The 23,099-nt window shown below is 73.7% G+C and carries 17 protein-coding genes; 13 read left to right on the forward strand and 4 right to left on the reverse strand.

All coding sequences use genetic code 11. The annotated features are described in order from the left end of the window. Nucleotides 1-7: 7 nt before the first annotated feature. Entirely contained in the window at nucleotides 8-505 is a 498-nt protein-coding gene (locus ACH4K4_RS24260; protein WP_398169974.1) for a cysteine dioxygenase, read from the reverse strand. Between the two features lie 682 nt (nucleotides 506-1,187). On the opposite strand from ACH4K4_RS24260, the gene ACH4K4_RS24265 reads away from it, so the two are divergent. From ACH4K4_RS24265 to ACH4K4_RS24275, 3 genes are all read left to right on the forward strand, one after another. Next, a complete protein-coding gene (locus ACH4K4_RS24265; protein WP_003983763.1) occupies nucleotides 1,188-1,451 on the forward strand; it encodes a WhiB family transcriptional regulator in 264 nt (87 codons plus the stop codon). Nucleotides 1,452-1,755: 304 nt separating this feature from the next. Then, nucleotides 1,756-5,526 (forward strand): glycosyltransferase, encoded by a 3,771-nt coding sequence (locus ACH4K4_RS24270; RefSeq protein WP_398169975.1) that lies wholly within the window; start codon nucleotides 1,756-1,758, stop codon nucleotides 5,524-5,526. After that, nucleotides 5,523-7,034, forward strand: coding sequence for a DUF5719 family protein (locus ACH4K4_RS24275; RefSeq protein WP_398169977.1), 1,512 nt, complete (start codon nucleotides 5,523-5,525; stop codon nucleotides 7,032-7,034). Before ACH4K4_RS24270 ends, ACH4K4_RS24275 begins: the two co-directional genes overlap by 4 nt. A gap of 34 nt (nucleotides 7,035-7,068) precedes the next feature. Here ACH4K4_RS24275 and ACH4K4_RS24280 read toward each other — a convergent pair whose 3' ends face one another. Next, on the reverse strand, nucleotides 7,069-7,554 hold the full coding sequence (locus ACH4K4_RS24280; protein ID WP_398169979.1) for a metallopeptidase family protein: 486 nt from the start codon (nucleotides 7,552-7,554) through the stop codon (nucleotides 7,069-7,071). Between the two features lie 271 nt (nucleotides 7,555-7,825). On the opposite strand from ACH4K4_RS24280, the gene ACH4K4_RS24285 reads away from it, so the two are divergent. From ACH4K4_RS24285 to ACH4K4_RS24315, 7 genes are all read left to right on the forward strand, one after another. Continuing rightward, entirely contained in the window at nucleotides 7,826-8,266 is a 441-nt protein-coding gene (locus ACH4K4_RS24285; RefSeq protein WP_360126855.1) for a DUF3499 domain-containing protein, read from the forward strand. Between the two features lie 160 nt (nucleotides 8,267-8,426). Then, a complete protein-coding gene (locus ACH4K4_RS24290; RefSeq protein ID WP_398169980.1) occupies nucleotides 8,427-10,043 on the forward strand; it encodes an L-lactate permease in 1,617 nt (538 codons plus the stop codon). 81 nt (nucleotides 10,044-10,124) lie between these two features. Next, nucleotides 10,125-11,483 carry a phosphomannomutase/phosphoglucomutase gene (locus ACH4K4_RS24295; RefSeq protein WP_398169982.1) on the forward strand — a complete coding sequence of 453 codons (1,359 nt, stop codon included), beginning with the start codon at nucleotides 10,125-10,127 and terminating at the stop codon, nucleotides 11,481-11,483. A 142-nt stretch (nucleotides 11,484-11,625) separates the two neighbouring features. Then, the gene (locus ACH4K4_RS24300; protein ID WP_398169984.1) at nucleotides 11,626-11,808 is read left to right on the forward strand and encodes a Trm112 family protein; all 183 of its coding nucleotides are present in this window, start codon (nucleotides 11,626-11,628) and stop codon (nucleotides 11,806-11,808) included. A 47-nt stretch (nucleotides 11,809-11,855) separates the two neighbouring features. Next, nucleotides 11,856-12,998 carry an SIS domain-containing protein gene (locus ACH4K4_RS24305; RefSeq protein ID WP_398169986.1) on the forward strand — a complete coding sequence of 381 codons (1,143 nt, stop codon included), beginning with the start codon at nucleotides 11,856-11,858 and terminating at the stop codon, nucleotides 12,996-12,998. Between the two features lie 121 nt (nucleotides 12,999-13,119). Then, the gene (manA, locus tag ACH4K4_RS24310; protein WP_398169988.1) at nucleotides 13,120-14,322 is read left to right on the forward strand and encodes a mannose-6-phosphate isomerase, class I; all 1,203 of its coding nucleotides are present in this window, start codon (nucleotides 13,120-13,122) and stop codon (nucleotides 14,320-14,322) included. Nucleotides 14,323-14,500: 178 nt separating this feature from the next. After that, nucleotides 14,501-15,460 carry a cation diffusion facilitator family transporter gene (locus ACH4K4_RS24315; RefSeq protein WP_398169989.1) on the forward strand — a complete coding sequence of 320 codons (960 nt, stop codon included), beginning with the start codon at nucleotides 14,501-14,503 and terminating at the stop codon, nucleotides 15,458-15,460. 91 nt (nucleotides 15,461-15,551) lie between these two features. On the opposite strand, the gene ACH4K4_RS24320 is transcribed toward ACH4K4_RS24315, so the two are convergent. Further along, entirely contained in the window at nucleotides 15,552-17,660 is a 2,109-nt protein-coding gene (locus ACH4K4_RS24320; RefSeq protein WP_398170027.1) for a fructose-specific PTS transporter subunit EIIC, read from the reverse strand. A gap of 590 nt (nucleotides 17,661-18,250) precedes the next feature. On the opposite strand from ACH4K4_RS24320, the gene ahcY reads away from it, so the two are divergent. Together ahcY and ACH4K4_RS24330 are read left to right on the forward strand one after the other, a co-directional pair. After that, complete coding sequence (gene ahcY, locus ACH4K4_RS24325) at nucleotides 18,251-19,708, forward strand: adenosylhomocysteinase (protein WP_398169991.1); 1,458 nt, start codon at nucleotides 18,251-18,253, stop codon at nucleotides 19,706-19,708. A gap of 132 nt (nucleotides 19,709-19,840) precedes the next feature. Next, complete coding sequence (locus tag ACH4K4_RS24330) at nucleotides 19,841-20,455, forward strand: hypothetical protein (RefSeq protein WP_398169992.1); 615 nt, start codon at nucleotides 19,841-19,843, stop codon at nucleotides 20,453-20,455. Nucleotides 20,456-20,496: 41 nt separating this feature from the next. Here the strand turns inward: ACH4K4_RS24330 and ACH4K4_RS24335 are convergent, their stop codons facing one another. Then, nucleotides 20,497-21,519 (reverse strand): RDD family protein, encoded by a 1,023-nt coding sequence (locus ACH4K4_RS24335; protein ID WP_398169994.1) that lies wholly within the window; start codon nucleotides 21,517-21,519, stop codon nucleotides 20,497-20,499. 126 nt (nucleotides 21,520-21,645) lie between these two features. On the opposite strand from ACH4K4_RS24335, the gene ACH4K4_RS24340 reads away from it, so the two are divergent. Next, nucleotides 21,646-22,653, forward strand: a complete 1,008-nt coding sequence (locus ACH4K4_RS24340; RefSeq protein WP_398169996.1) for a stage II sporulation protein M — start codon at nucleotides 21,646-21,648, stop codon at nucleotides 22,651-22,653. The last annotated feature ends 446 nt before the right edge of the window (nucleotides 22,654-23,099 follow it).

The following is a 23,099-nucleotide window of genomic DNA, read 5'->3' on the forward strand; positions in this document are numbered from 1 at the left end:
CAGCATGTCAGGGGGCGGCCGCCTCGTGGGAGGCGCCCGCCGCGCACCGGGCGCTGTGCATCGGCATGTCGGTCAGGCCGGGGAAGTACACGTGCAGGCTGACCACGGGCGCCAGCGTGTCGTTGACGACCTCGTGGACGTAGCCGGGTGCGAAGACCCGCTGCGTGCCGGCCGCCAGGGTGCGGTGCCCGCTCGCCGTGCGCTCGCTCAACTCGCCCTCCAGCACGGTCAGTACGCCGGAGGAGGGGCCGTGGTCGTGGCGTCCGCTGCCCTGGCCCGGCAGCCAGCTCAGCAGCCAGACCTCGTATCCCGGACCCACGCGCAGCCGGTGGTACCAGCGGGTGGTGGCGTCGTAGCGGACGAGCGGGGCCCAGCCGGCCCGGTCGGCGGCGATGGCGCGGGCGAGGCCGGCGAAGCCGGCGACGGTGGCGGGGTGGGCGGGGACGGGCGGGAGCAGGTGCGGGACGGCCAGCGGGTCGCCGGCGATCTGGACATCGCTGTTCATGTGCGGAGATTCCTCGGCAAAGGTGCTGAAGTGGCGCGGATGGAGTGCGCCGCGACGCGGGAGGCGGTCAGCGGGCGCGGGAGCCGTGCGGGGTACTGCGAGGTGCTGCGGGAGAAGAAAGCTGGAGCTCGGGTGGCTTCAACAGCTGGAACAGCGACAGCGGGCCTGGGCAGCGCAGCGGGACCCGTAGGCACGGGTCAGGCGGAGCGCAGGAATCGCTGGCATGCATGCAAGGAGACCGGGTACTTGCTCCCATGTCAACTGGGTGTCTGTTTTGGGGGAAATGTTTCACCTCATCCGGTTACCGCGTCCGGCGAAAGGTTTGTGCAGGCGGTGCCCGGAGAAGGCGGACGGCACCGGCGTACTCCCCGGCGCCGTTGCGGTCTCGTGACCTGAATGTGATCCGGCCCGCTTCGGAGTGCGCGGTGCAACGGCTGCGTCCCCCGTCGCGTCCTTGGGTGTGAAAGGGAAGTTACGGGTGATGCGGCTGGGGAAGTGTCCTGTTTTTTGCCGATTTGAACACTTTCTGCATAGGCTTGGTTCCGCAGAGTGAATAAGGGGCCCAATAGCAGATCTCGGCTTGACTGGCCCGGATCGGCACACTTGTAATTTCACTCGTGTCGTTCAGCCGTCATCGGTAACGGCTGCATCACGGGGACGCAAAGACAGACGAGGGGCGCACATGACCGAGCTGTTCCAGGAATTGCTGGTCGAAGAGGCGGACGAGGAGCTCGGCTGGCAGGAGCGCGCGCTGTGCGCCCAGACCGACCCCGAATCCTTCTTCCCGGAGAAGGGTGGCTCCACCCGCGAGGCCAAGAAGGTCTGCCTCGCGTGCGAGGTCCGCTCCGAATGCCTTGAATATGCCCTCGCCAACGACGAACGCTTCGGTATCTGGGGCGGACTGTCCGAGCGCGAGCGGCGCCGGCTCAAGAAGGCAGCGGTCTGACGTCCAGTGAGACGGCCCGGCTGCCGGGCCACCGCATCTCCCTATATCCCCCTATAGACAACGGTCCGCCCCGGTGCCCATGGCACAGGAGGCGGACCGCTGCGCATGCGGCAGGCGGCGGGGCCGCCGGGAACCATTAGTGTGGGGCCGCGTCCGGGACGCACCGGCGTTCCCGTGAGCACCCGCGTCCACCCAGGCCGCGGGACGTGCCGCCGGCCGCACCGTGCCGCCGTCAGCCGCAGTCAACAGCGCAGCGCTATGCCGGGGGAGGACCCCGAGACCCCCGGGGAGGGCCCCTACCTCGATGTCCGTGCACAGTCAGCCGGCCGCGCAGGCCGCGCAAGCCGCCGCCCAATATCACGACGGCACCCCCGAGTTCCCCCGGCACGTCGTCACCGCAGTGATCGTCTCCCATGACGGCGCACGCTGGCTGCCCGACGCCCTCGCCGGACTGCTCGGCCAGGAACGCCCGCCCCAGCAGATCCTGGGCGCCGACACCGGCAGCGCCGACGCGTCCGCCCGGCTGCTCGGCGAGGCCCTCGGCGACGACCGGGTGCTCCACCTCGCCCGCCGCTCCGGGTTCGGCACCGCCGTCGACGAGGCCGTCCGCGCCGCACCCGTCCTCGGCCCCGACGAGCTGCCCTACCTGCGCCGCCCCAGCGGCTGGGACCCGGTCGGCCGCACCTGGCGCGACGACGCCTACGACCTGCCGGAACTGCCGCACGGCGAGCCCGTCCAGTGGCTGTGGCTGCTCCACGACGACTGCGCGCCCGAACCCGGAGCGCTCACCGAACTGCTGCGGGTCGCGGACGCCGGCCCCTCCACCGCCGTCGTCGGGCCGAAGCTGCGCAGCTGGTACGACCGCCGCCAGCTCCTCGAAACCGGCGTCAGCATCGCGCGAAGCGGCCGCCGTTGGACCGGCCTGGACCGCCGCGAACAGGACCAGGGGCAGCACGACCAGGTACGTCCCGTGCTGTCCGTCTCCACCGCCGGCATGCTCGTGCGGCGCGACGTGTACGAGCAGTTGGGCGGCTTCGACCGCAGCGTGCCGCTGATGCGCGACGACGTGGACCTGTGCTGGCGCGCCCAGGCCGCGGGGCACCAGGTCCTCGTCGCCCCGGACGCCGTACTGCGGCACGCCGAGGCGTCGGCCCGCGAACGCCGCCCCATCGACTGCGTGGGCCGCTCCGTCGCCAGCCCCCACCGCGTCGACAAGGCCGGCGCCGTCTACACCCTCCTGGCCAACACCCGCGGCGCCCTGCTCCCGTACGTCGCCCTGCGCATCGTCCTCGGCACCCTGCTGCGCGTCCTCGCCTACCTCGTCGGCAAGGTCCCCGGACAGGCCCTCGACGAACTCGCCGGCCTCTTCGGCACCCTGCTGCGCCCCGGCAGGATCCTCGCCGCGCGCAAGAAGAGAGGCCGCCCCGCCGTGGAGGCGAGCGAGCTGCGGCCGCTCTTCCCGCCGCCCGGCGCGACCGTACGGGCCACCGTCGAACAGGTCGCCGGCAACCTCGCCGGCCGCTCGGCGCCCGAGGCCGCCTCGGCCGGCCGGCACGGCGCCGTCGAGTCGGGGCCCGGCGGCGACGACGCCGACTACCTGGAGATCGAGCAGTTCGCGCGGCTCAAGCGGATCGCGCGCAAACCGGCCCCGGTGCTCTTCCTCGTCCTGCTCGTGGTGTCGCTGATCGCCTGCCGCTCCCTGCTGGGCTCCGGCGCGCTCTTCGGCGGCGCCCTGCTCCCGGCCCCCGCCGGCGCCTCCGACCTGTGGTCGGCCTACCTCGACGGCTGGCACGCCACCGGCACCGGCAGCACCGCCGCCGCGCCCCCGTACCTCGCCGTGCTGGCCCTGGTCGCCTCCCTCTTCCTCGGCAGCACCGGCCTGGCCGTCACCGTGCTCCTCGTCTGCTCCGTGCCGCTGGCCGGACTGAGCGCCTACTTCGCCTCCCGGCCGCTGGTCGGCTCCCGCCTGCTGCGCGCCTGGTCGAGCATCGTCTACGCCTTCCTGCCCGCCGCCACCGGCGCCCTCGCCGGCGGCCGCATCGGCACCGCGGTCCTCGCGGTCCTGCTGCCGCTCATGGCGCGCGCCGCCATCGCCGCCGGCGGCCTGCGGCTGAGCCCCGGCACCCGGCCGAGCTGGCGCGCCGCCTGGGCGTACGCGCTGCTGCTCACCCTCACCACCGCCTTCACCCCGGTCGTCTGGCCGGTCGCGGTCCTGCTCGGCGTCGGGCTGCTGGTACTGCGCGCCCTGGACGGCAACCGCGGCCTGCTCCTGGCGTACGGGCTGCGCTTCCTCGCCGTCGCGGCCACCCCGCTCGTCGTCCTGGCGCCCTGGTCGCTGTCCCTGCTCGCCCACCCCTCCCGCTTCTTCCGGGAAGCCGGACTGGACCTCGGCGCGGGCCCGGCCTCCGTACTGGACCTGGTCGGCATCAGCCCCGGCGGCCCGAAGGCCGCGGGCGGGGTGCTGCTCCTCGGCATCGTGCTGGCCGCGCTGGCCGCCACGCTCCGCGACGAGCGGCAGCTCGCCATCCGTACCGCCTGGGCCGTGGCCGTGACCGGACTGCTGTTCGCGGCGCTGGCCAACCGCTCCGCGTGGGCGGGGCCCGCCGTCCTCGTCTACGGGCTGGCGCTGCTGTGCGCCGCCGCCGTCGGCGCCGAGGGCATCCGCTCGCGCATGGAGGCCCTCGGATTCGGCTGGAAGCAGCCGGTCGCCGTGCTGATCGCGCTGTCCGCGCTGCTCGCCCCGCTGTACGCGGCGGCCGGCTGGATGATCAGCGGCGCGGCCGGGCCGCTGGAGCGCCGCGACCCCGTACAGGTCCCGGCGTTCGTCGCCGAGGACTCCGGCTCCACCGACCGGGCGCGCACCCTCGTCCTGGACGGCGGCGCGGGCCACGTCGCCTACACGCTGGTACGCGGCTCCGGCGCGAGCCTCGGCGACGCCGACATCGCCGCCGCGACCGGCGAGGACAAGCGGCTCGGCGGCATCGTCGCCAACCTCGTCGCCGGCTCCGGCGCCGACCAGACCAACCAGCTCGGCGGCTACGCGGTGCGCTACGTCCTGGTCCGGGACGGCGCGCCCCGCGAGATGGGCCGCGTGCTGGACGCCACCCCGGGCCTGACCCGGCTCAGCCAGGACGACGGCAGCGCCCTGTGGCGCGTGGACCAGCGCGTCTCCCGGGTGTCGATCGTGCCGGGCGAGACCAAGGACGGCACGCGCGCGGGCAGCGCGGCGGCACCCGTCCCGGTCGCCGCCGGACCGGTCGAGGCCCACACCGACCTGCCCAACGGCCCCGACGGCCGGGTGCTGCGGATCGCCGACGCCGCGGGGCCCGGCTGGCAGGCCACCCTGGACGGCAAGGCGCTCAAGCCCGTCACGCTGGACGGCTGGGCCCAGGGCTTCCAGCTGCCCGCGGGCGGCGGCCGCCTCGACCTCACCTACGACGACCCCGTCGGCCACACCCTGTGGATGTGGGCGCAGGGCCTGCTCGCGGTGTTCCTGGTGGTGCTCGCGCTGCCGGGCCGCCGCCGCGAGATCGACGACGACCTGCCGGAGGACGGCGTGGCCGCGGTGCCCGCCGAGGCCGTCGCGGGCGAGGGCCGCCGGGCGCGTCGGCTGCGGGCGGCACAGGCCGCCGACGCTCCCGAAGGCGGCGCCGAGCCGGGCGTCCCCGGCGCGCGGACCGGCGAGGAGCCGCTGCCCGACCCGATGGCCGCGCCGGCCGCCGACCCGTACGCGGCCGTGCCGCAGCAGCAGGGCTACGACCCGTCGCACGCCTACGGGCAGCAGCAGCCGTACGACCAGTGGCAGACGCCCGGCACCGACCAGCCGCAGGCGGACCAGGCCGGGCAGCCCGCCTACGCGCCGGGCGACCCGTACCAGGGCGCGCAGCCGTACGGACAGGACCAGTACGGGCAGCCGTACCCCGGAGCCGACCCCTACCAGGCGGGCGCCTACGACCCGTACCACTACGGGCAGCAGCCACCCCCGCAGCCGCCGCACCAGCAGCCCTACGACGACGGCACGACGTACCCCGGCTCCTACCCCGAGCCCCGCCGCGACGGGAGCGACCAGCAGTGAAGCGCACCATCATCTCCCTGATCGGCGCGGCCGCGGCGCTCGGCGCGGTCACCGGCGTCGCCGCCGTCACCGCCCCGGACGGGCCGCGGGACGCCGCGCCCAAGGGCGCCTCCCGGCTGCCCGTCGAGCGCTCCGCGCTGCTGTGCCCGCCGCCCACCTCCTCGGAGGTCGGCGACACGGCGTACACCGCCTTCACGCCCAAGGCGGCGGGCGGCAAGGCGGGCGCCAAGGGCACCGCGGGACTGCTGCCCGCCCAGGCGGGCGGCAAGCAGCAGGACGGCAAGGGCCCGCAGGCGGCGGGCGCGCAGCCCGTCGCGCCCTTGAAGGAGGCCGGCAAGCCGGTCACCGTGGCCACGGACAAGGCGGGCGCGCCCGCCCTCGTGGGGTCCGCCGACGGCGCCCTCGCGCCCGGCTGGACCGTCCAGCAGACCACCAGCGTCGCGGCCGGCAGCGGGCGCGGCCTGCTGGGCCTGACCTGCGCGGCGCCCGACACCGACTTCTGGTTCCCCGGCGTGAGCACCGACAAGGACCGCCAGGACTACGTCCACCTCACCAACCCCGACACCACCCCGGCCGTCGTCGACCTCGACCTGCGCGGCAAGGAGGGGTCCCTGAAGTCCGCCTCCGGCGAGAACATCACCGTGCCGCCGCACTCCACGGTGCCGGTGCTGCTCTCCACACTGACCGGCACGCCCACCCCCGACGCGGCGCTGCACGTGATCGCGCGCGAGGGCCGGGTCGGGGCCTCCGTACAGGCCGCCGACGCGAAGCTGGGCGGCGACTGGCTGCCGGCCGCCGCCGACCCCGCGCCCGGCGCGGTGCTGCCCGGCATCCCCGCCGACGCCACCTCCGTCCGCCTCGTCGCCGTGGCGCCCGGCCGGTCGGACGCCGACCTCACGGTGCGGCTGGCGACCCCGAACGGTCTGATCACCCCGGCCGGCGTGGAGACGCTGCACGTCAAGAGCGGCATGACGGCGTCCGTCGACCTCAAGGACGTGACCAAGGGCGAGGCGGGCTCGCTGGTGCTGACGCCGGCGGACGGCTCCGGGGCGCCGGTCGCGGCGGCCCTGCGTGTCGTCCGCGGCAAGGGCGACAAGCAGGAGACGGCCTTCATCCCGGCGGCCCGGCCGGTCGGGCAGCGGGCCACCGCCGCCGACAACCGGGACAAGGGCAGCACGCTGTCCCTGGTGGCGCCCGAGAAGGGCAAGGACGCCAAGGTCACGGTGACGGCGTCGGCGGGCAGCGAGGGCGGCGAGCCGGTCTCGAAGACGTACACGGTCAAGGGCGGCAGCACCCTCGCCGTCGAACCGCCGCGCCCCCAGGGCCTCAAGGGCTCCTACGCGCTGACCGTCGAACCGGCGGCGGGCACCGGCCCGGTGTACGCGGCGCGGACGCTGGCGCTGCCGCAGGGCGGCCTGCCGGCGTTCACCGTCCAGACGCTGCCGGACGACCGGGGGACGGTGGTGGTGCCGACGGCGGGCGAGGACCTGTCGCTGCTGACGGAGTGAGCGGGCGGGCCGCCGGGCCCCCGCCGGTACGGCGTCACTCCTGCCCGTAGCGCGGGTCGACCGACTCGGGGGCCAGGCCGAGGAGTTCGGCGACCTGCTCGACGACGACCTCGTGCACCAGCAGGGCGCGCTCGTCGCGGTTCTTCGTACGGATCTCGACGGGGCGGCGGTAGACGACCACCCGGTCGTGCCGGTCGCCGGAGGCGGGCAGCAGGCGGCCCAGCGGCACCGTCTCCTCGTCGTCCGCGGGCCCGCCGGTCCCGTCGGGCCCGAACCCGGGTACCTCGACGACCAGGAAGTCGACGTCCGCGAGTTGCGGCCAGCGCCGCTCCAGCCGGTCCCGCGAGTCGTAGACGAGGTCGACGAAGGCGTCCGCGCGGCTCACGGAGAGCGGCACCTGGGGCGGCGCGACCGGGCCGCGCATGCCGCGGCCGTGGCGGTCGCGGTGGCGCGGGCGCGGCTCCGTCGGTACGGAGGGTCCCGCGGCTTCGTCGCCGGGGGCGGGTACGGGGCTGTCCATCAGGACCGAGCGTAACCGTCCGGGACCGCAGGGGACGGGTGAGCGGCGGATCCGGTGCCATGTCGTCGACTGACCGGTCAGAGACTCGTTACGTTCGTTTGCGACCTTGCATCGGACCAGGAAACGCTTGAGGAATGACACGGAATGCACACAGTCGTGACGGTTTTTGGGGCGCTCCGCCGTCCGGCGCAGCGTTCCCGGCGCAGGTCGGCCCGAGCGCCCGCAGGTCAGGCGCACCGGACGAACCGGGACGACACGGTCGGGTGAGGTCGTGGAGAGTCATCGCGGCCCGCTCAAGAGTGCGGTACCGTCCAACGTCGTGAGCCCTGTACGTCGCTGTTCGCGCACTGCGTGCGGCCGCCCCGCCGTCGCAACGCTGACGTACGTCTATGCGGATTCGACCGCTGTGCTCGGACCGCTCGCCACCTACGCCGAGCCCCACTGCTACGACCTGTGCGCCGAGCACTCCGAGCGGCTGACCGCGCCGCGCGGCTGGGAGGTCGTGCGCCTGGCCACCGACACCGGGCCCGCCCGCCCCAGCGGCGACGACCTCGAAGCGCTCGCCAACGCGGTGCGCGAGGCGGCCCGCCCGCAGGAACGCGCGGCGGGCGGCAACGGCCCCCAGGTCAGCGGTCCGAACGGGCGCGACGCACACCCGATGGAGGTCGCCCGCCGGGGCCACCTGCGCGTCCTGCGGTCGCCCGACTCCTGACCCGGGCGCGGCCGGCCGCTGCCGGGGGCTGCCCGCCGGGCGGTCACTTTCTCCCGGAGCATTGACGCCGCCTCCACGCGGGCACCACCATGCCTCCACTCCCGAATGATCCGCTTCCGTATCGCGGAAGATGACGGGGAGCTGTCCACCGGGAGGCCGTGTGTTCGTACAGCAACCGGAGCCGGTAGCCGATTCGCTCGCCCTGTCCGCGCTCGTCGCCGCGACCCCGCTGGTCACCGTCCTCGTCCTGCTCGGCGCGGTACGCGTGCGCGCCCACCGCGCCGGACTCACCGGCCTCGCCGTCGCCGTCGCCACCGCCTGCCTCGGCTACGGCATGCCCGCGGGCCAGGCCCTCTCCAGCGCCGCCCAGGGCGCGCTGTTCGGCCTCTTCCCGATCCTGTGGATCGTCGTCAACGCCCTGTGGGTGTACCGGATGACGGTCCGCACCCGCCACTTCGACGTACTGCGCCGCTCCTTCTCCGGGCTCTCCGCCGACCCCCGCGTCCAGGCCCTGGTCATCGCCTTCTGCTTCGGCGCCCTGCTCGAAGCCCTCGCCGGATTCGGGGCACCCGTCGCGATCAGCGCGGTGATGCTCGTCGCGCTCGGCTTCGCCCCGGTCAAGGCCGCGGTCGTCGCCCTCGTCGCCAACACCGCGCCGGTCGCCTTCGGCGCCATGGGCACCCCCGTCGTGACGCTCGCCCAGGTCACCGGCCTTCCGCTGGACACCGTCGCCGCGGTCGTCGGCCGCCAGACGCCGCTGCTCGCCCTGGTCGTACCGCTGCTGCTGGTGTTCCTCGTCGACGGGCGGCGCGGCCTGCGCGAGACCTGGGCGCCCGCGCTCGCCTGCGGACTGGCCTTCGCCGCCGTGCAGTTCGCCGCCGCCAACTTCGTGTCGGCGCAGCTCGCCGACATCGGCGCGGCCCTCGCCGGGGCCGCCGCGCTGGTCGCGGTGCCCAGCGCCCGCAGGCCCGCCTCCGAGCCGGTACGGGCCGCCGTACTGACCGGCGCCCGCAGCGAGGACCCGGACGCCCGCGACTCCCGCGCCGACGTCGTACGGGCCTACGCGCCCTACGCCCTCATCGTCACCGTCTTCTCCCTCGCCCAGGTCCCGCCCGTCAAAGACCTGTTGGCGCGGGCGACCCGCACCGTCGACTGGCCCTTCCTGGACGTCGCGGGCCCGGACGGCGCACCGGTCGCGGGCAACGTCTTCGCGCTGCCGCTGCTCGCCACCGGCGGCACGCTGGTGCTGCTGGCCGGCGCGCTGAGCGCCGCCGTCCTGGGCGTGCGCGCCGGGACCGCCGTACGGGAATGGGCCGCGACCGTATGCGAACTGCGCTTCGCGATCCTCACCGTCACCTCGGTCCTGGCGCTCGCCTACGTCATGAACCTCTCCGGACAGGCCGCCACCATCGGTCACTTCGCCGCCGCCGCCGGTGCCGGACTGGCCTTCCTGTCACCCGTGCTCGGCTGGTTCGGCGTCGCCGTCACCGGCTCCGACACCTCCGCCAACGCCCTCTTCGGCGCCCTCCAGGTCACCGCGGCCCGCCAGTCGGGACTCTCGCCCGCCCTCCTCGCCGCCGCCAACAGCTCGGGCGGCGTGCTCGGCAAGATGATCTCCCCGCAGAACCTGACCATCGCCTGCGCCGCGGTCGGACTGGCCGGGCGCGAGGGCGACCTGCTACGCAAGGTGCTGCCGTGGAGCCTGGGGCTGCTGCTGGTGATGTGCCTGATCGTGGTGGGACAGAGCACGGCGGTGCTGGGGTGGATGCTGCCCTGACCCGGGTGCGCCCGCACCCGCCTCCCCACGGGCTCCTACGGGTAGGTTTGGGACCCCGTAATGACATCAGGAGGGCTGGCTGTGACTGATCTGTCGCAGATCGTGAAGGCGTACGACGTGCGCGGTGTGGTCCCCGACCAGTGGGACGAGACGCTGGCCGAGCTGTTCGGCGCGGCCTTCGCCCGCGTCACCGGCGCGACCGCGATCGTGACCGGGCACGACATGCGGCCCTCCTCGCCCGGCCTGTCCCGGGCGTTCGCCCGCGGCGCCGCGGCCCTCGGGGCGGACGTGACCGAGATCGGGCTGTGCTCGACCGACGAGCTCTACTACGCCAGCGGCGCCCTGGACCTGCCCGGCGCGATGTTCACCGCCTCGCACAACCCCGCGCAGTACAACGGCATCAAGATGTGCCGGGCCGGCGCGGCGCCGGTCGGCCAGGACACCGGACTCGCCGACATCCGCGCGCTCGTCGAGCAGTGGCGCGACAGCGGCGCCCCGGAGCCCGCCGCGACCCCCGGCACCGTCACGCAGCGCGACGTCCTCGGCGACTACGCCGCCCACCTGCGCGGCCTCGTCGACCTCTCCGGCATCCGCCGCCTGAAGGTCGTGGTGGACGCCGGCAACGGCATGGGCGGCCACACCGTCCCCACCGTCTTCGCGGGCCTGCCCATCGACCTGGACGCCCTGTACTTCGAACTCGACGGCACCTTCCCCAACCACGAGGCCAACCCCCTGGACCCGGCGAACATCACCGACCTCCAGGCCCGCGTCCGCGAGGTCGGCGCCGACATCGGCCTGGCCTTCGACGGCGACGCCGACCGCTGCTTCGTCGTCGACGGCAACGGCGACCCGGTCTCCCCCTCCGCCATCACCGCCCTGGTCGCCGCCCGCGAACTGGCCAAGCACCCCGGCGGCACGGTCATCCACAACTGCATCACCTCCTGGTCCGTCCCCGAGGTCGTCAAGGAGAGCGGCGGCACGGCCGTGCGCACCCGCGTCGGCCACTCCTTCATCAAGGGCGAGATGGCCAGGACCGGCGCCATCTTCGGCGGTGAACACTCCGCGCACTACTACTTCCGCGACTTCTGGAACGCCGACACCGGCATGCTCGCCGCGATGCACGTCCTGGCGGCACTCGGCGGCCAGGACGGCCCGCTGTCCGAACTGGTCGCCCAGTACGACCGGTACGCCGCCTCCGGCGAGATCAACAGCACCGTCGACGACCAGACCGGCCGCCTCGACGCGATCAAGGCCGCCTACCAGGGCCGCGAGGACACCGCACTGGACGAGCTGGACGGCCTGACGGTCACCACCACCGACTGGTGGTTCAACCTCCGCGCCTCCAACACCGAACCCCTGCTGCGCCTGAACGTCGAGGCCCGGGACAGCGCGACGGTCGAGCGGGTGCGCGACGAGGTCCTGGCGATCGTCCGCGCCTGACGCGGCACGGACGCACACCCGGCGGGGACGCGCGGCCCGGCCCGGCGCCCCCGCCCGCCCCGCCGGGCCCCTGCGGCGCGTCCCCGCACCCCACCCGGCGGTACGCTGGCACTGCCGTATCCACGCCGAAGGAGAAGCCCCCATGCCGGTCGACGCCAGCCTGATCGAGATCCTCGCCTGCCCGGCGTGCCACGCCCCGCTGGCGGACCGGTCGGACGCCGACCCGGCCGAGCTGCAGTGCACCGGCGCGGAATGCGGCCTGGCCTACCCCGTACGCGACGGCATCCCCGTCCTCCTGGTGGACGAGGCCCGGCGCCCCGCCTGACCCGGACCCCACCCCGCCCGCACCGGCGATCGGAGGCAGCGCTCACCATGCTCGACGAGTCCCTTCTGGACACACCCGAAGCGCTGTCCGGCGCCGACCGCTACGGACTGCTGCGCGGCGTCGCCGAATCCGGTGCCCGGGTCCGTACCGCGGCCCGCAACGCCGCCGAATCCGGCATCACCGACCTGCGGCCCGACGGCCGGCCCCGCACCGTCCTCGTGGCCGGCCCCGGGCCCGCCGCCGCCTGCGTCGCCGACCTCTTCGGCGCCCTCGGCGGCGGCACCAGCCCGGTCACCCTCATCCGGCCCACCGGCGTCGCGGCAGGGCCCGGCGCGCTGCGCTGGGCCCTGCCCGGCTGGTCGGGACCGCTGGACCTGCTGCTGATCGCCGGCCCCGACGGCACCGACCCCGGCCTCGCCCAGCTCGTCGAGCAGGCGAACCGCCGCGGCTGCTCCGTCGTCGCCGTCACTCCCGCAGGCGGCCCGCTCGCCGACGCCGTCGTCCAGGCACGCGGCCTGACCGTCCCGCTGGCCACCACCCTGTACGACGCCGAGTTCGACGTGACCGGCGCGCCGCCCGCCGCCCCCGGCACCCTCTGGTCGCTGCTCATCCCGATGCTCGCGCTCGCCGACCGGATCGGCCTGCTCAGCGCCCCGGCCGAACTGCTCGGGCAGCTCGCCGACCGCCTCGACCAGGTCGCCGAACGCTGCGGCCCCGCCATCGAGACGTACTCCAACCCCGCCAAGACCCTCGCCGCCGAACTCGCCGACGCGCTCCCGCTGATCTGGACCGAAGGCACCGTCGCCGGCGCCGTCGGCCGGCACTTCGCGACCGTACTGGCCTCCCTCGCCGGCCGGCCCGCGCTCGCCGGCGAACTGCCCGAGGCGATGACCACGCACGGCGCGCTGCTCGCCGGCCCCTTCGCGGCCGGCGCCGACCCGGACGACTTCTTCCGCGACCGCGTCGACCAGCCCACCGCCCTGCACGCCCGCGTCGTCCTGCTCCGCGAGGAGGCCCCGGGCCCGCTCTCCGCGGCGCCCGCCGCCCGCGACCTGGCGCTGCGGGACGACACGCCGGTCAGCGAGCTGGAACCGGAGGACGGCGGCGCCCTGGAGAAGGCCGCCGAACTGCTCGCCGTCACGGATTTCGCCGCCGTTTACCTGGCGCTCGCCGGCACCGAGGGAGCATGAGGCCCCGGCCGGCGCCCACCGCACCGCCCCGCGGGGTGGCCCGCCGGCACCGCACGGCTTGACCAGGCGCGGCCGCGGCGCCCCGCGCAGCCCCGAGCGAAGAATCAGGAACCCCGCCACCATGGACCGCCTCACGAACACCGTGCGCCCCTACGCCTGGGGCTCCACCACCGCCATACCGGAACTCCTCGGCACCGAACCGACCGGCGAGCCCCAGGCCGAGATGTGGCTGGGCGCGCACCCCGGCGCCCCCTCCCGCCTCGACCGCGGCACCGGCCCGGTGTCGCTGGCCGACGTCATCGCCGCCGACCCGGAAGGCGAACTCGGCCCGGACACGGTACGGGCCTACGGCCCCCGCCTGCCCTTCCTGCTCAAGCTGCTCGCCGCCGGCTCCCCCCTCTCCCTCCAGGTCCACCCCGACCTGGCACAGGCCAAGGAGGGCTACGCGGACGAGGAGCGGCGCGGCATCCCGCTCGACGCCCCGCACCGCAACTACAAGGACGCCAACCACAAACCCGAACTGATCTGCGCCCTCACCCCCTTCGAGGGCCTCTGCGGCTTCCGGCCCCCGGCCGGCACCGCCGCCCTCCTCGACGCACTCGGCGTGGGCGGCCTCAAGCCGTACGCCGACATCCTGCGCGCCGCCCCCGAGGACGCCGCGCTGCGCGAGGTCCTCACCGCCGTACTCAGCGCCGGGCACGACGAGACGGCCGAGACCGTCGAACAGGCCGCGGCCGCCGCCCGGCGCCTGGCCACCGAGGGCGGCCCGCACGCCGACGCCTGCGCCGCCTACGCCGCCATCGCCCACCACTACCCGGGCGACCCCGGCGTGCTCGCCGCCATGCTCCTCAACCACGTACGGCTCCAGCCCGGCGAAGCCCTCTACCTCGGCGCCGGCATCCCGCACGCCTACCTCGACGGCCTCGGTGTCGAGCTGATGGCCAACTCCGACAACGTGCTGCGCTGCGGACTGACCCCCAAGCACGTTGACGTACCCGAACTGCTGCGCGTGGTGCGCTTCCAGGCGGGGGACGCGGGGGTACTGCGGCCGGAGGAGGCGACGGCGTCCGGCGAGGAGGTCTACGACACACCGACCGGCGAGTTCCGGCTCTCCCGGTACGTCCTGGCCCCCGGCGCCGAACCCCGGACACCCGGCGACCGCACGCCGCAGATCCTGCTGTGCACCGCCGGAACGATCGCGCTGCGGGAGGCGGCCGGCGGGCAGCTGGCGCTCGCACCCGGCGAGTCGGCCTACGTACCGGCCGGCGAGCGCGTCGAACTCTCGGGGGAGGGCACGGTCTTCCGGGCCACCGTGACGGCCTGAGGACCGTACGGGCGGGGCCGGGACACCCTTACGGCGTTCCGGCCGGCGGCCCCGTGCGCACCCCGGCGGCCGGGCTGCAACAATGACCCGCCTAAAGGGTTCGTAAAGAGGACCCTCGGAGCGGCCTCGGAGCAGGCTGCGCACCGCAGCCGGTCGACGGAAGGGAAATGCGCCACCCATGAGTGCATCAGGCGGTACCAAGGCGATCGTCGCGGCGCTGGGCGCCAACCTCGCGATCGCGGCGGCGAAGTTCGTGGCCTTCGCCTTCAGCGGGTCGTCCTCGATGCTGGCCGAAGGCGTCCACTCCGTCGCCGACTCCGGCAACCAGGGACTGCTGCTGCTCGGCGGCAAGAAGGCCAAGCGCGCCGCCACCGAGGAACACCCCTTCGGCTACGGCCGCGAACGCTACATCTACGGCTTCCTCGTCTCCATCGTCCTGTTCACCATCGGCGGCGTCTTCGCGCTGTACGAGGGCTACGAGAAGATCCACGACCCGCACGAGCTGGACAACTGGGTCTGGCCGGTCGGCGTCCTCGTCTTCGCGATCATCGCCGAGAGCTTCTCCTTCCGTACGGCGATCAAGGAGTCCAACGAGCTGCGCGGCAAGCAGACCTGGGCCCAGTTCGTCCGCCGCGCCAAGGCGCCGGAACTCCCCGTCGTCCTCCTGGAGGACTTCGGCGCGCTCGTCGGCCTGGTGCTCGCCCTCGGCGGCGTCGGCCTCACCCTCGCCACCGGCAACGGCGTGTGGGACGGCATCGGCACCATGTGCATCGGCGCCCTCCTCGTCCTGATCGCCCTGGTCCTCGCCGCCGAGACCAAGTCCCTGCTGCTCGGCGAGGCGGCCGGCCCCGAACAGGTCGCCAGGATCCGCGAGGCCGTGGTCGACGGCGACACCGTCACCCGCGTCATCCACATGCGCACCCTGCACCTCGGCCCGGAGGAACTGCTCGTCGCCGCCAAGGTCGCGGTCCGGCACGACGACACCGCCAAGGAGGTCGCGGACGCCATCAACGCCGCCGAGGACCGCATCCGCGAGGCCGTGCCGATCGCCCGCGTGATCTACCTGGAACCGGACATCTTCGACGAGTCCGCGGCCGCCGCGGGCGGCAACCCGGCCAAGATGCCGGGCGGCTCCTGACCCGCGGTACGCGACGGGGCCCCGCACCGGTGAGGGTGCGGGGCCCCGTCGCGTACCGAGCGGATCGATCCGGGCCCCGGCGGCCGTACGGCTACCCGACCTCGCCCAGCACGCACAGGACCGCCGGCTCGTCCGGCGCGCCCTGCAACCGCGCCCGGAAGTCCGGGTCCATCAGCTTCCGCGACAGCAGCGCCAGGATGCGCAGATGCTCGTCACCGGCGGCGGCTGCCGGCACCGAGATCATGAACACCAGCTTCGCGCGCGTACCGTCCAGCGAGTCCCAGTCGACGCCCGCCGCCGAACGCGCGAAGCCGACGACGGGAGCGGTCACCGCGTCCGTCTTGGCGTGCGGGATCGCGATCTCCTCGCCGAGCCCGGTGGTGCCCTGCGCCTCCCGCGCCAGCGCCACCCTGACCAGCTCGTCCACGTCCGCCACCTTGCCGGAACGCGCCGCCAGCTCCGCCATCTCGCGGATCGCGGCCTCCTTCTCCGCGGCCGCCAGCCGCACCTTCACGGTCTCCCGCGTCAGATAGCCGGACAGCACCACCGGGCCCGCCGCCGCTTCGTCCGCGCTCGCGTCCTCAGGGCTCGCGTCGTCCGCGCTCGCGTCGTCAGGGCGCCGGCCGCCCTGCGCGGGGACCGGCGCCCCGGGCCCCGCCGCCATCGCTCCGGCTCCCGCCATTGCCGCGGTCGCCGCGGCCGCCGGCGGTACGGGGGCCGCGGCCGCGCCGACCCCGGCGAGCACCGGTCCCCGCGCGGCGGCCGCACGCGCGCCCGCCGCGCCGCCCTTCCCGCGGTCCGAGACGTTCACCAGCGCCACCGTCGCCAGTGCCGTCACCACCGACCCGATCGCCACGGCCACGAAGAACATCGGCACCCCGCCGACCGCGCCCAGCACCGCCACGATCGGCCCGCCGTGCGGCACCGCGTCCGTCACCCCGGCCATACCGGCCACCGCACCGGCCACCGCGCCACCGAGCATGTTCGCCGGGATGACCTGCGCGGGCCGCGCCGCCGCGAACGGGATCGCGCCTTCCGATATGCCGAACAACCCCATGAAGAGCGACGCCATGCCGGTCTCCCGCTCCTGCTCGGAGTACAGCCGGCGGCGGATCAGCGTGGCCAGGCCCTGGCCGAGCGGCATCACCGGGATGGCGGCGGCGCACATGCCCATGACGGTCTGGTTGCCGGTCGCGATCAGCCCCGTACCGAAGAGGAACGCCGTCTTGTTGACCGGCCCGCCCATGTCGAACGCGATCATCAGCCCGAGGACCGCGCCGAGCGCGATGGCACTGGTGCCGGTCATGCCGCTGAGCCAGTCCGTCAGCTGCGTGAAGACCCACGAGATCGGCTTGCCCAGCACATAGATGAAGAACAGCCCGAGCGCCGCCGTCGCCACGACCGGGATCACGATGATCGGCATGATCGGCCGTACGAACCGGGGGACCCGGACCTTCTTGATCCACATCACCAGGTAGCCGGCCAGGAAGCCGGTGACGATCGCCCCGATGAACCCGGCGCCCGCCTTGGAGTCGTACAGCTCGCCGGTGTTGGCGATCCAGCCGCCGATCATGCCCGGCACCAGCGCGGGCCGGTCCCCGATCGCGTACGCGATATAGCCGGACAGGATCGGCACCATCAGCTGGAACCCGATGGTGCCGATGTCGTTGACGTGCGCCCAGAAGGTGCCCTCGGGGATCACCAGCCCCTTCGGCGTCGGCTCCCCGCCGACCGCCAGGGGCAGCGCCAGCAGCAGGCCGCCGACCACGACGAACGGGATCATGTAGCTGACGCCGTTCATCAGCGCCTTGTACGCGAGGCTCCGCTCCTTGCCGCCGCCGGTCCCGCCGCTCCCGCCGGGCCGCGCGCCCGACCCCGTGCCGCCGCCGCTCGCGGCACCGCTCCCGCCGTACACGGGCGCGCTCCGCACCCGCTCGATCAGTTCTTCGGGATGGCGGATGCCCTCGGCCACCCCGACCACCAGCAGCCGCTTGCCGACGAAGCGCGCCGGATCGACGTCCTTGTCCGCGGCGACGATGATGCCGTCGGCCTCTCTGACATCGTTGTCAGACAGCACGTTCTCGGCCCCGATCGAGCCCTGCGTCTCGACCTTCATCACATGGCCGAGCGACTCGGCGGCCTGGCTCAGCTTCTCGGCGGCCATATACGTGTGGGCGATACCGGTCGGGCAGGCGGTCACGGCGAGCAGCCTCAGCCCGTGCCCGCTCCTCCCCACGCCCTCGGGGGGATCAGCTGGACTGGTGGTCACGTGGTTCTCCTAACGGACGTGCGCGCGAGGTGACGTGCGAGGCGACGTGCGAACTTCCCCGCGCTCCTCGCATCCTGCAACACAGAAGGACCCGTGCACAGTGCCCGAAGCCACTCCGGCCCCCGGGCCGACGGCCCCGACCTGCGAGCCCGCGCCGCCGGGCGGCCCGCGAGCCCGTCCGCCCGCCCGCTCCACGGCCGGACGCCCACCGACTCCAAGGGCGGGCTGGGGTTCCCCGGGCCGTCCGGTGTAGATTCGAGAGCAGTGCCAGACGTCGCTGCTGATGGCGGTCGGGCGGCCCGCCCCGCGGGCCGGCCGAGGGAGAGAGGGCCTCCGACGGACTGCGCTGCGGCCAGGGGAGAAGTGTGTCCGCGCACGCGGCACCGCCCGTACGGCACGCCGCTCCAGGCGGTGCGCCGCCGACGCGGTGTGTCCGCGCACGGTCCACCGGGCGGTAACGTCCCCACCTGCCCGCGCCGCAGACTGCCAGCCAACCACCCTCGACCACGGGAGCAACCCGAATGTCGACCGCAGCCAACAGCCAGGACTTCAAGGTCGCCGACCTGTCCCTCGCCGCCTTCGGCCGCAAGGAGATCACCCTCGCCGAGCACGAGATGCCCGGCCTGATGGCGATCCGCAAGGAGTACGCCGCCGCGCAGCCGCTGGCCGGCGCCCGCGTCACCGGCTCGCTGCACATGACCGTGCAGACCGCCGTGCTGATCGAGACCCTCACCGCCCTCGGCGCCGAGGTCCGCTGGGCCTCCTGCAACATCTTCTCCACCCAGGACCACGCCGCCGCCGCCATCGCGGTCGGCCCGGACGGCACCCCCGAGAACCCCCGGGGCGTCCCGGTCTTCGCCTGGAAGGGCGAGACGCTCGAAGAGTACTGGTGGTGCACGGAGCAGGCGCTGACCTGGCCGAACTCGCCCACCGGCGGCCCGAACATGATCCTGGACGACGGCGGCGACGCCACCCTCCTGGTGCACAAGGGCGTCGAGTACGAGAAGGACGGCAAGGCCCCCGCCGTCGAGACCGCGGAGAACGACGAGCACCGCGCGATCCTGGAGCTCCTCAACCGCACCCTCGCCGAGAACCCGCAGAAGTGGACCAAGCTGGCGTCGGAGATCCGCGGCGTCACCGAGGAGACCACCACCGGCGTGCACCGCCTGTACGAGATGCAGCGCGACGGCGTGCTGCTCTTCCCGGCGATCAACGTGAACGACGCCGTGACCAAGTCGAAGTTCGACAACAAGTACGGCTGCCGCCACTCCCTGATCGACGGCATCAACCGCGCCACCGACACCCTCATCGGCGGCAAGACCGCCGTCGTCTGCGGCTACGGCGACGTCGGCAAGGGCTGCGCCGAGTCGCTGCGCGGCCAGGGCGCCCGCGTCATCATCACCGAGATCGACCCGATCTGCGCGCTCCAGGCCGCGATGGACGGCTACCAGGTCACCACCCTGGACGAGGTCGTCGAGACCGCCGACATCTTCGTCACCACGACGGGCAACAAGGACATCATCATGGCCTCCGACATGGCCAAGATGAAGCACCAGGCGATCGTCGGCAACATCGGCCACTTCGACAACGAGATCGACATGGCCGGCCTCGCCGCCATCGACGGCATCGTCAAGGACGAGGTCAAGCCGCAGGTCCACACCTGGACCTTCCCCGACGGCAAGGTCCTGATCGTGCTGTCCGAGGGCCGCCTGCTCAACCTCGGCAACGCGACCGGCCACCCCTCCTTCGTGATGTCCAACTCCTTCGCGGACCAGACCCTGGCCCAGATCGAGCTGTTCACCAAGCCGGCGGAGTACCCGACCGACGTCTACGTCCTGCCCAAGCACCTGGACGAGAAGGTCGCCCGCCTCCACCTCGACGCCCTCGGCGTCAAGCTCACGACCCTGCGCCCCGAGCAGGCCGCCTACATCGGCGTCACGGTCGAGGGCCCGTACAAGTCCGACCACTACCGCTACTGATCCCGGTGCCCCCGGCGCCCGCCCTGCCACCGCGCACGGCGGGCACCACCACCGGCAGCCGGTGAACCAGGCCCCCGTCCAGCACCACGGCGGGGGCCTGACCCGTACTACCGGACCCGACCAAGGACCCCCATGCCCCGCGGCCGATACTCCCTGCACGACCCGCACGACCACACCCCCCTCGGCGAAGAACACTTCCACTGCGCCACCGGCCCGTCGGGCTGGCGCTACGTCTCCCAGCTCACCACCCCCTCCGGAGACCACGCGGGCTCCGTCGACCTCACCCTCGACGACCTCGGCCGCCCCATCCGTCTCGAACTTCACGCCGGCGGCTGGCAGGTCCGCGGCGCCGCCCTCGAAGGCGTCACCTGGGTCCGCACCGACCCGGCCGGCGACCACGCCACCGAAGGCAACGTCCCCGCCCACGCCTTCACCGGCGCGTCCCCCGCATTCCTCGTCGCCACCGCCCGGCTGCTCCGCCCCGCCCCCGGCGCCGGAGCCGTCCGCACCCGCCTCGTGGCCTTCACACCCCCCGTCCTCGCGCCCCGCACGCTCGACCAGTCCTGGGCCCTGGTGAAAAGGACAGCACACCCCACTGACAACGGCCCGCTGACCGCGGACGAATACCAGGTCAACGACCTGGAGACCGGTGAACAGCACGCCGTCCACCTCGCCGGCGACGTCGTCCTGTCCGCCCCCGGCATCGAACTCGAAGACCTGGAAACCCCGCCCTCGGCCTTCACCTGACCGGCAAGCGCACGCCCGCCGGCCCCCTCACACCCGCCCCCTCACACCGGCGGGGCGAACCCCGAACGACGCTCGCCGCCGCCCTCCGGCCCCCGTTCGGGCCCCGCCTCCCCGGCCTCGCCGCCACTGACCGACCCGGCAGCACCACCGCTCCCTGGCGCCGCACACGGCGCTGCCGAGGGCGCGGGAGCCGCGGGTGCAGGCGCCGGAACCCACGCACCCGGCTGCCCGCCCCAAGCCCCCGCGGGCGCACCGCCCGGACGTCCGGCTCCGCTCCCGGGGCCGGCGGCCACCGGCCCCGGCGCCCCCAGCGGCGCGCCGAACGCCCGCTGCGCCTCCCGCGCCTGCCGCTCACCCGCCACCGCGGCCAGATACACCGCCGGCGGCATCCCCGCCGGCACCGACGCCCCCGTCCAGCCGCACAGATCACCCGCCAGCCGAGCCGCCATCCCCCCGCCGACCTGCGGATCCAGCTGGCCCATCCGGCTCAGGAACTGACGCACCGTGAGCCACCAGCCGTCCGGAACCCGCGACAGGTCCAGCGCGCCGAGCTCCGCCGCCAGCCACGGCGGCGGAGGCGGCAGCACCGGCATCCCGCGCGGCGTGGGTATCCGCTCCCGTACGACCACGGTCCCCGCGAACACGTCGCCGAGCCGCCGCCCCCGCGCCGAGACCAGCGAGGCGATGCACGCCACCACGCCCATCGTCAGCACGATCTCCACGGCACCTATCGCGCCCCGCACCAGCGCGTGCCGGAACCGGATCGGCCCGCCGTCCTCGCGCACCACCCGCAGCCCGCACACCAGCTTGCCCAGCGAGCGGCCACGACTCAGCGTCTCGACCGCGATCGGCACCCCGACCAGCACCAGCACGAACAGCGCCACCGAAACGGCGGCCACCGCCGCCTCGTCCATCGACCCCGTGGCATTCAGCATCAGCACCGACACCAGGAGGTAGGCACTCCAGGCCACGGCGAGGTCCACGAGCACCGCCAGCGCCCGGCTCGGCAACCGGGCAGGCCGCAGCCCCAACACCACCGCTTCGCCCGTTACGAGCTCGTTCACGCGCCGTCCTCCCATACCCCGGTCCGCACGGACCGTTCCGTACCGCTGCCCGCCCCACTGCCGGCCCGCCCAGTCTGCCAAGCTGACAAGACACTCACCTCACGGCGCCGCCAGGAGCGAAACCCCATGGACCTCGATGTCTTCGTCACGGCCCACCGCGCGGAGTGGGACCGGCTCGAAGAACTGCTGCGCCGCAGACGCCGCCTCACCGGCGCCGAGGCCGACGAACTGGTCACCCTGTACCAGCGGACCACCACCCACCTGTCCCTCCTCCAGACCAGCGCCCCGGACCCGGTCCTCACCGGGCGCCTCACCTCTCTGGTGGCGCGCGCCCGCAGTACGGTCACCGGTGCGCGTAAGGCCTCCTGGCGCGACGTGGCCCGGTTCTTCACGGCCTCCTTCCCCGCCGCGGTCTACCGCCTGCGCCGCTGGTGGATACCGACGGCCCTCCTGTCCATCGCGGCCGGCGCGCTCATAGCCTGGTGGGTAGCCACCCACCCCGAGGTACAGGCCGCCATCGGCGCCCCTGAGGACCTCCGCGCCATGACCCGCCCGGGCGGCGAGTACGAGACGTACTACTCCAGCCACCCCGCCGCCTCCTTCGCGGCCCAGGTCTGGACGAACAACGCGCAAGCCGTCGCCCTCTGCCTGGTCCTCGGCGCCTTCCTCGCCCTGCCCGTCTTCTGGGTCCTCTTCCAGAACATGCTCAACCTGGGCATCGGCCTCGGCCTGATGTCGGCCGCCGGCCGCCTCGACACCTTCCTCGGCCTGCTCATCCCGCACGGCGTCCTGGAACTCACCGCGGTCTTCGTCGCGGCCGGGATAGGACTGCGCCTCGGCTGGACGGTCGTCGACCCGGGCCCGCGCACCCGCCGCACCGCCTTGGCCGAGGAAGGCCGCACCGCCCTCGGCGTAGCGATCGGCCTGGCCGCCGTTCTGTTCGTCGCGGGTACCCTGGAAGGCTTCGTGACCCCCTCCGGCCTGCCCACCTGGGCCCGCATATCCATCGGCGTCGCCGCAGAGGTGGCGTTTCTCGTCTACGTGTACGTGCTCGGCGGCCGGGCCGTCCGAACAGGCGAAACGGGCGATGTCGACGAGTCGGACCGTGCGGCCCTCCTCCCGACGGCCGCCTGACGTGCGAAAAGCCCCTCTGACCTGCTAATCTCCCCAACGCCCCAAGAAACCCGTTGACACGGGTGAGGTGGGGAGGTAGATTCGAACGGTTGCCACGGACTAGACATGTTCGAGCGCAACGGTTAGTCTCTCGTCTGCTTCCGCCGGAAAACACTTCCGCGAAGCGCCTCCGAACTTTTATCCGGAAAATGCGAGCCGATTTAGATCGGCGAAACACTTCTGATAAAGTCGGAACAGCCGAAAGGCAAACCCCCTCCGACACAATCGGAAACGAATTCAGACCGGCAACGGACTGCACATCGGATCTGATAGAGTCGGAAAGGCCGAAAAGCGAAAGCCAGACGGCCGCCTCGCTCCGACGGGGGCCGGAAACGGAAAGCGGAAACGCCGAACGGATCTGGTAAGATCGGAAACGCGAAGAAGCCGAAAGGCCGAAACGCACCGGC

Source organism: Streptomyces sp. NPDC017529, from assembly GCF_044329785.1.
Lineage (GTDB): Bacteria > Actinomycetota > Actinomycetes > Streptomycetales > Streptomycetaceae > Streptomyces.

Excerpts from the sequence above, each read along its gene's own strand:
- ACH4K4_RS24270 (WP_398169975.1), top strand. The coding sequence starts at position 1,756 with ATGTCCGTGCACAGTCAGCCGGCCGCGCAGGCCGCGCAAGCCGCCGCC.
- ACH4K4_RS24260 (WP_398169974.1), bottom strand. The coding sequence starts at position 505 with ATGAACAGCGATGTCCAGATCGCCGGCGACCCGCTGGCCGTCCCGCAC.
- ACH4K4_RS24305 (WP_398169986.1), top strand. The coding sequence starts at position 11,856 with ATGCTCGACGAGTCCCTTCTGGACACACCCGAAGCGCTGTCCGGCGCC.
- ACH4K4_RS24300 (WP_398169984.1), top strand. The coding sequence starts at position 11,626 with ATGCCGGTCGACGCCAGCCTGATCGAGATCCTCGCCTGCCCGGCGTGC.
- manA (WP_398169988.1), top strand. The coding sequence starts at position 13,120 with ATGGACCGCCTCACGAACACCGTGCGCCCCTACGCCTGGGGCTCCACC.
- ACH4K4_RS24315 (WP_398169989.1), top strand. The coding sequence starts at position 14,501 with ATGAGTGCATCAGGCGGTACCAAGGCGATCGTCGCGGCGCTGGGCGCC.
- ACH4K4_RS24280 (WP_398169979.1), bottom strand. The coding sequence starts at position 7,554 with ATGGACAGCCCCGTACCCGCCCCCGGCGACGAAGCCGCGGGACCCTCC.
- ACH4K4_RS24330 (WP_398169992.1), top strand. The coding sequence starts at position 19,841 with ATGCCCCGCGGCCGATACTCCCTGCACGACCCGCACGACCACACCCCC.
- ACH4K4_RS24265 (WP_003983763.1), top strand. The coding sequence starts at position 1,188 with ATGACCGAGCTGTTCCAGGAATTGCTGGTCGAAGAGGCGGACGAGGAG.
- ahcY (WP_398169991.1), top strand. The coding sequence starts at position 18,251 with ATGTCGACCGCAGCCAACAGCCAGGACTTCAAGGTCGCCGACCTGTCC.
- ACH4K4_RS24340 (WP_398169996.1), top strand. The coding sequence starts at position 21,646 with ATGGACCTCGATGTCTTCGTCACGGCCCACCGCGCGGAGTGGGACCGG.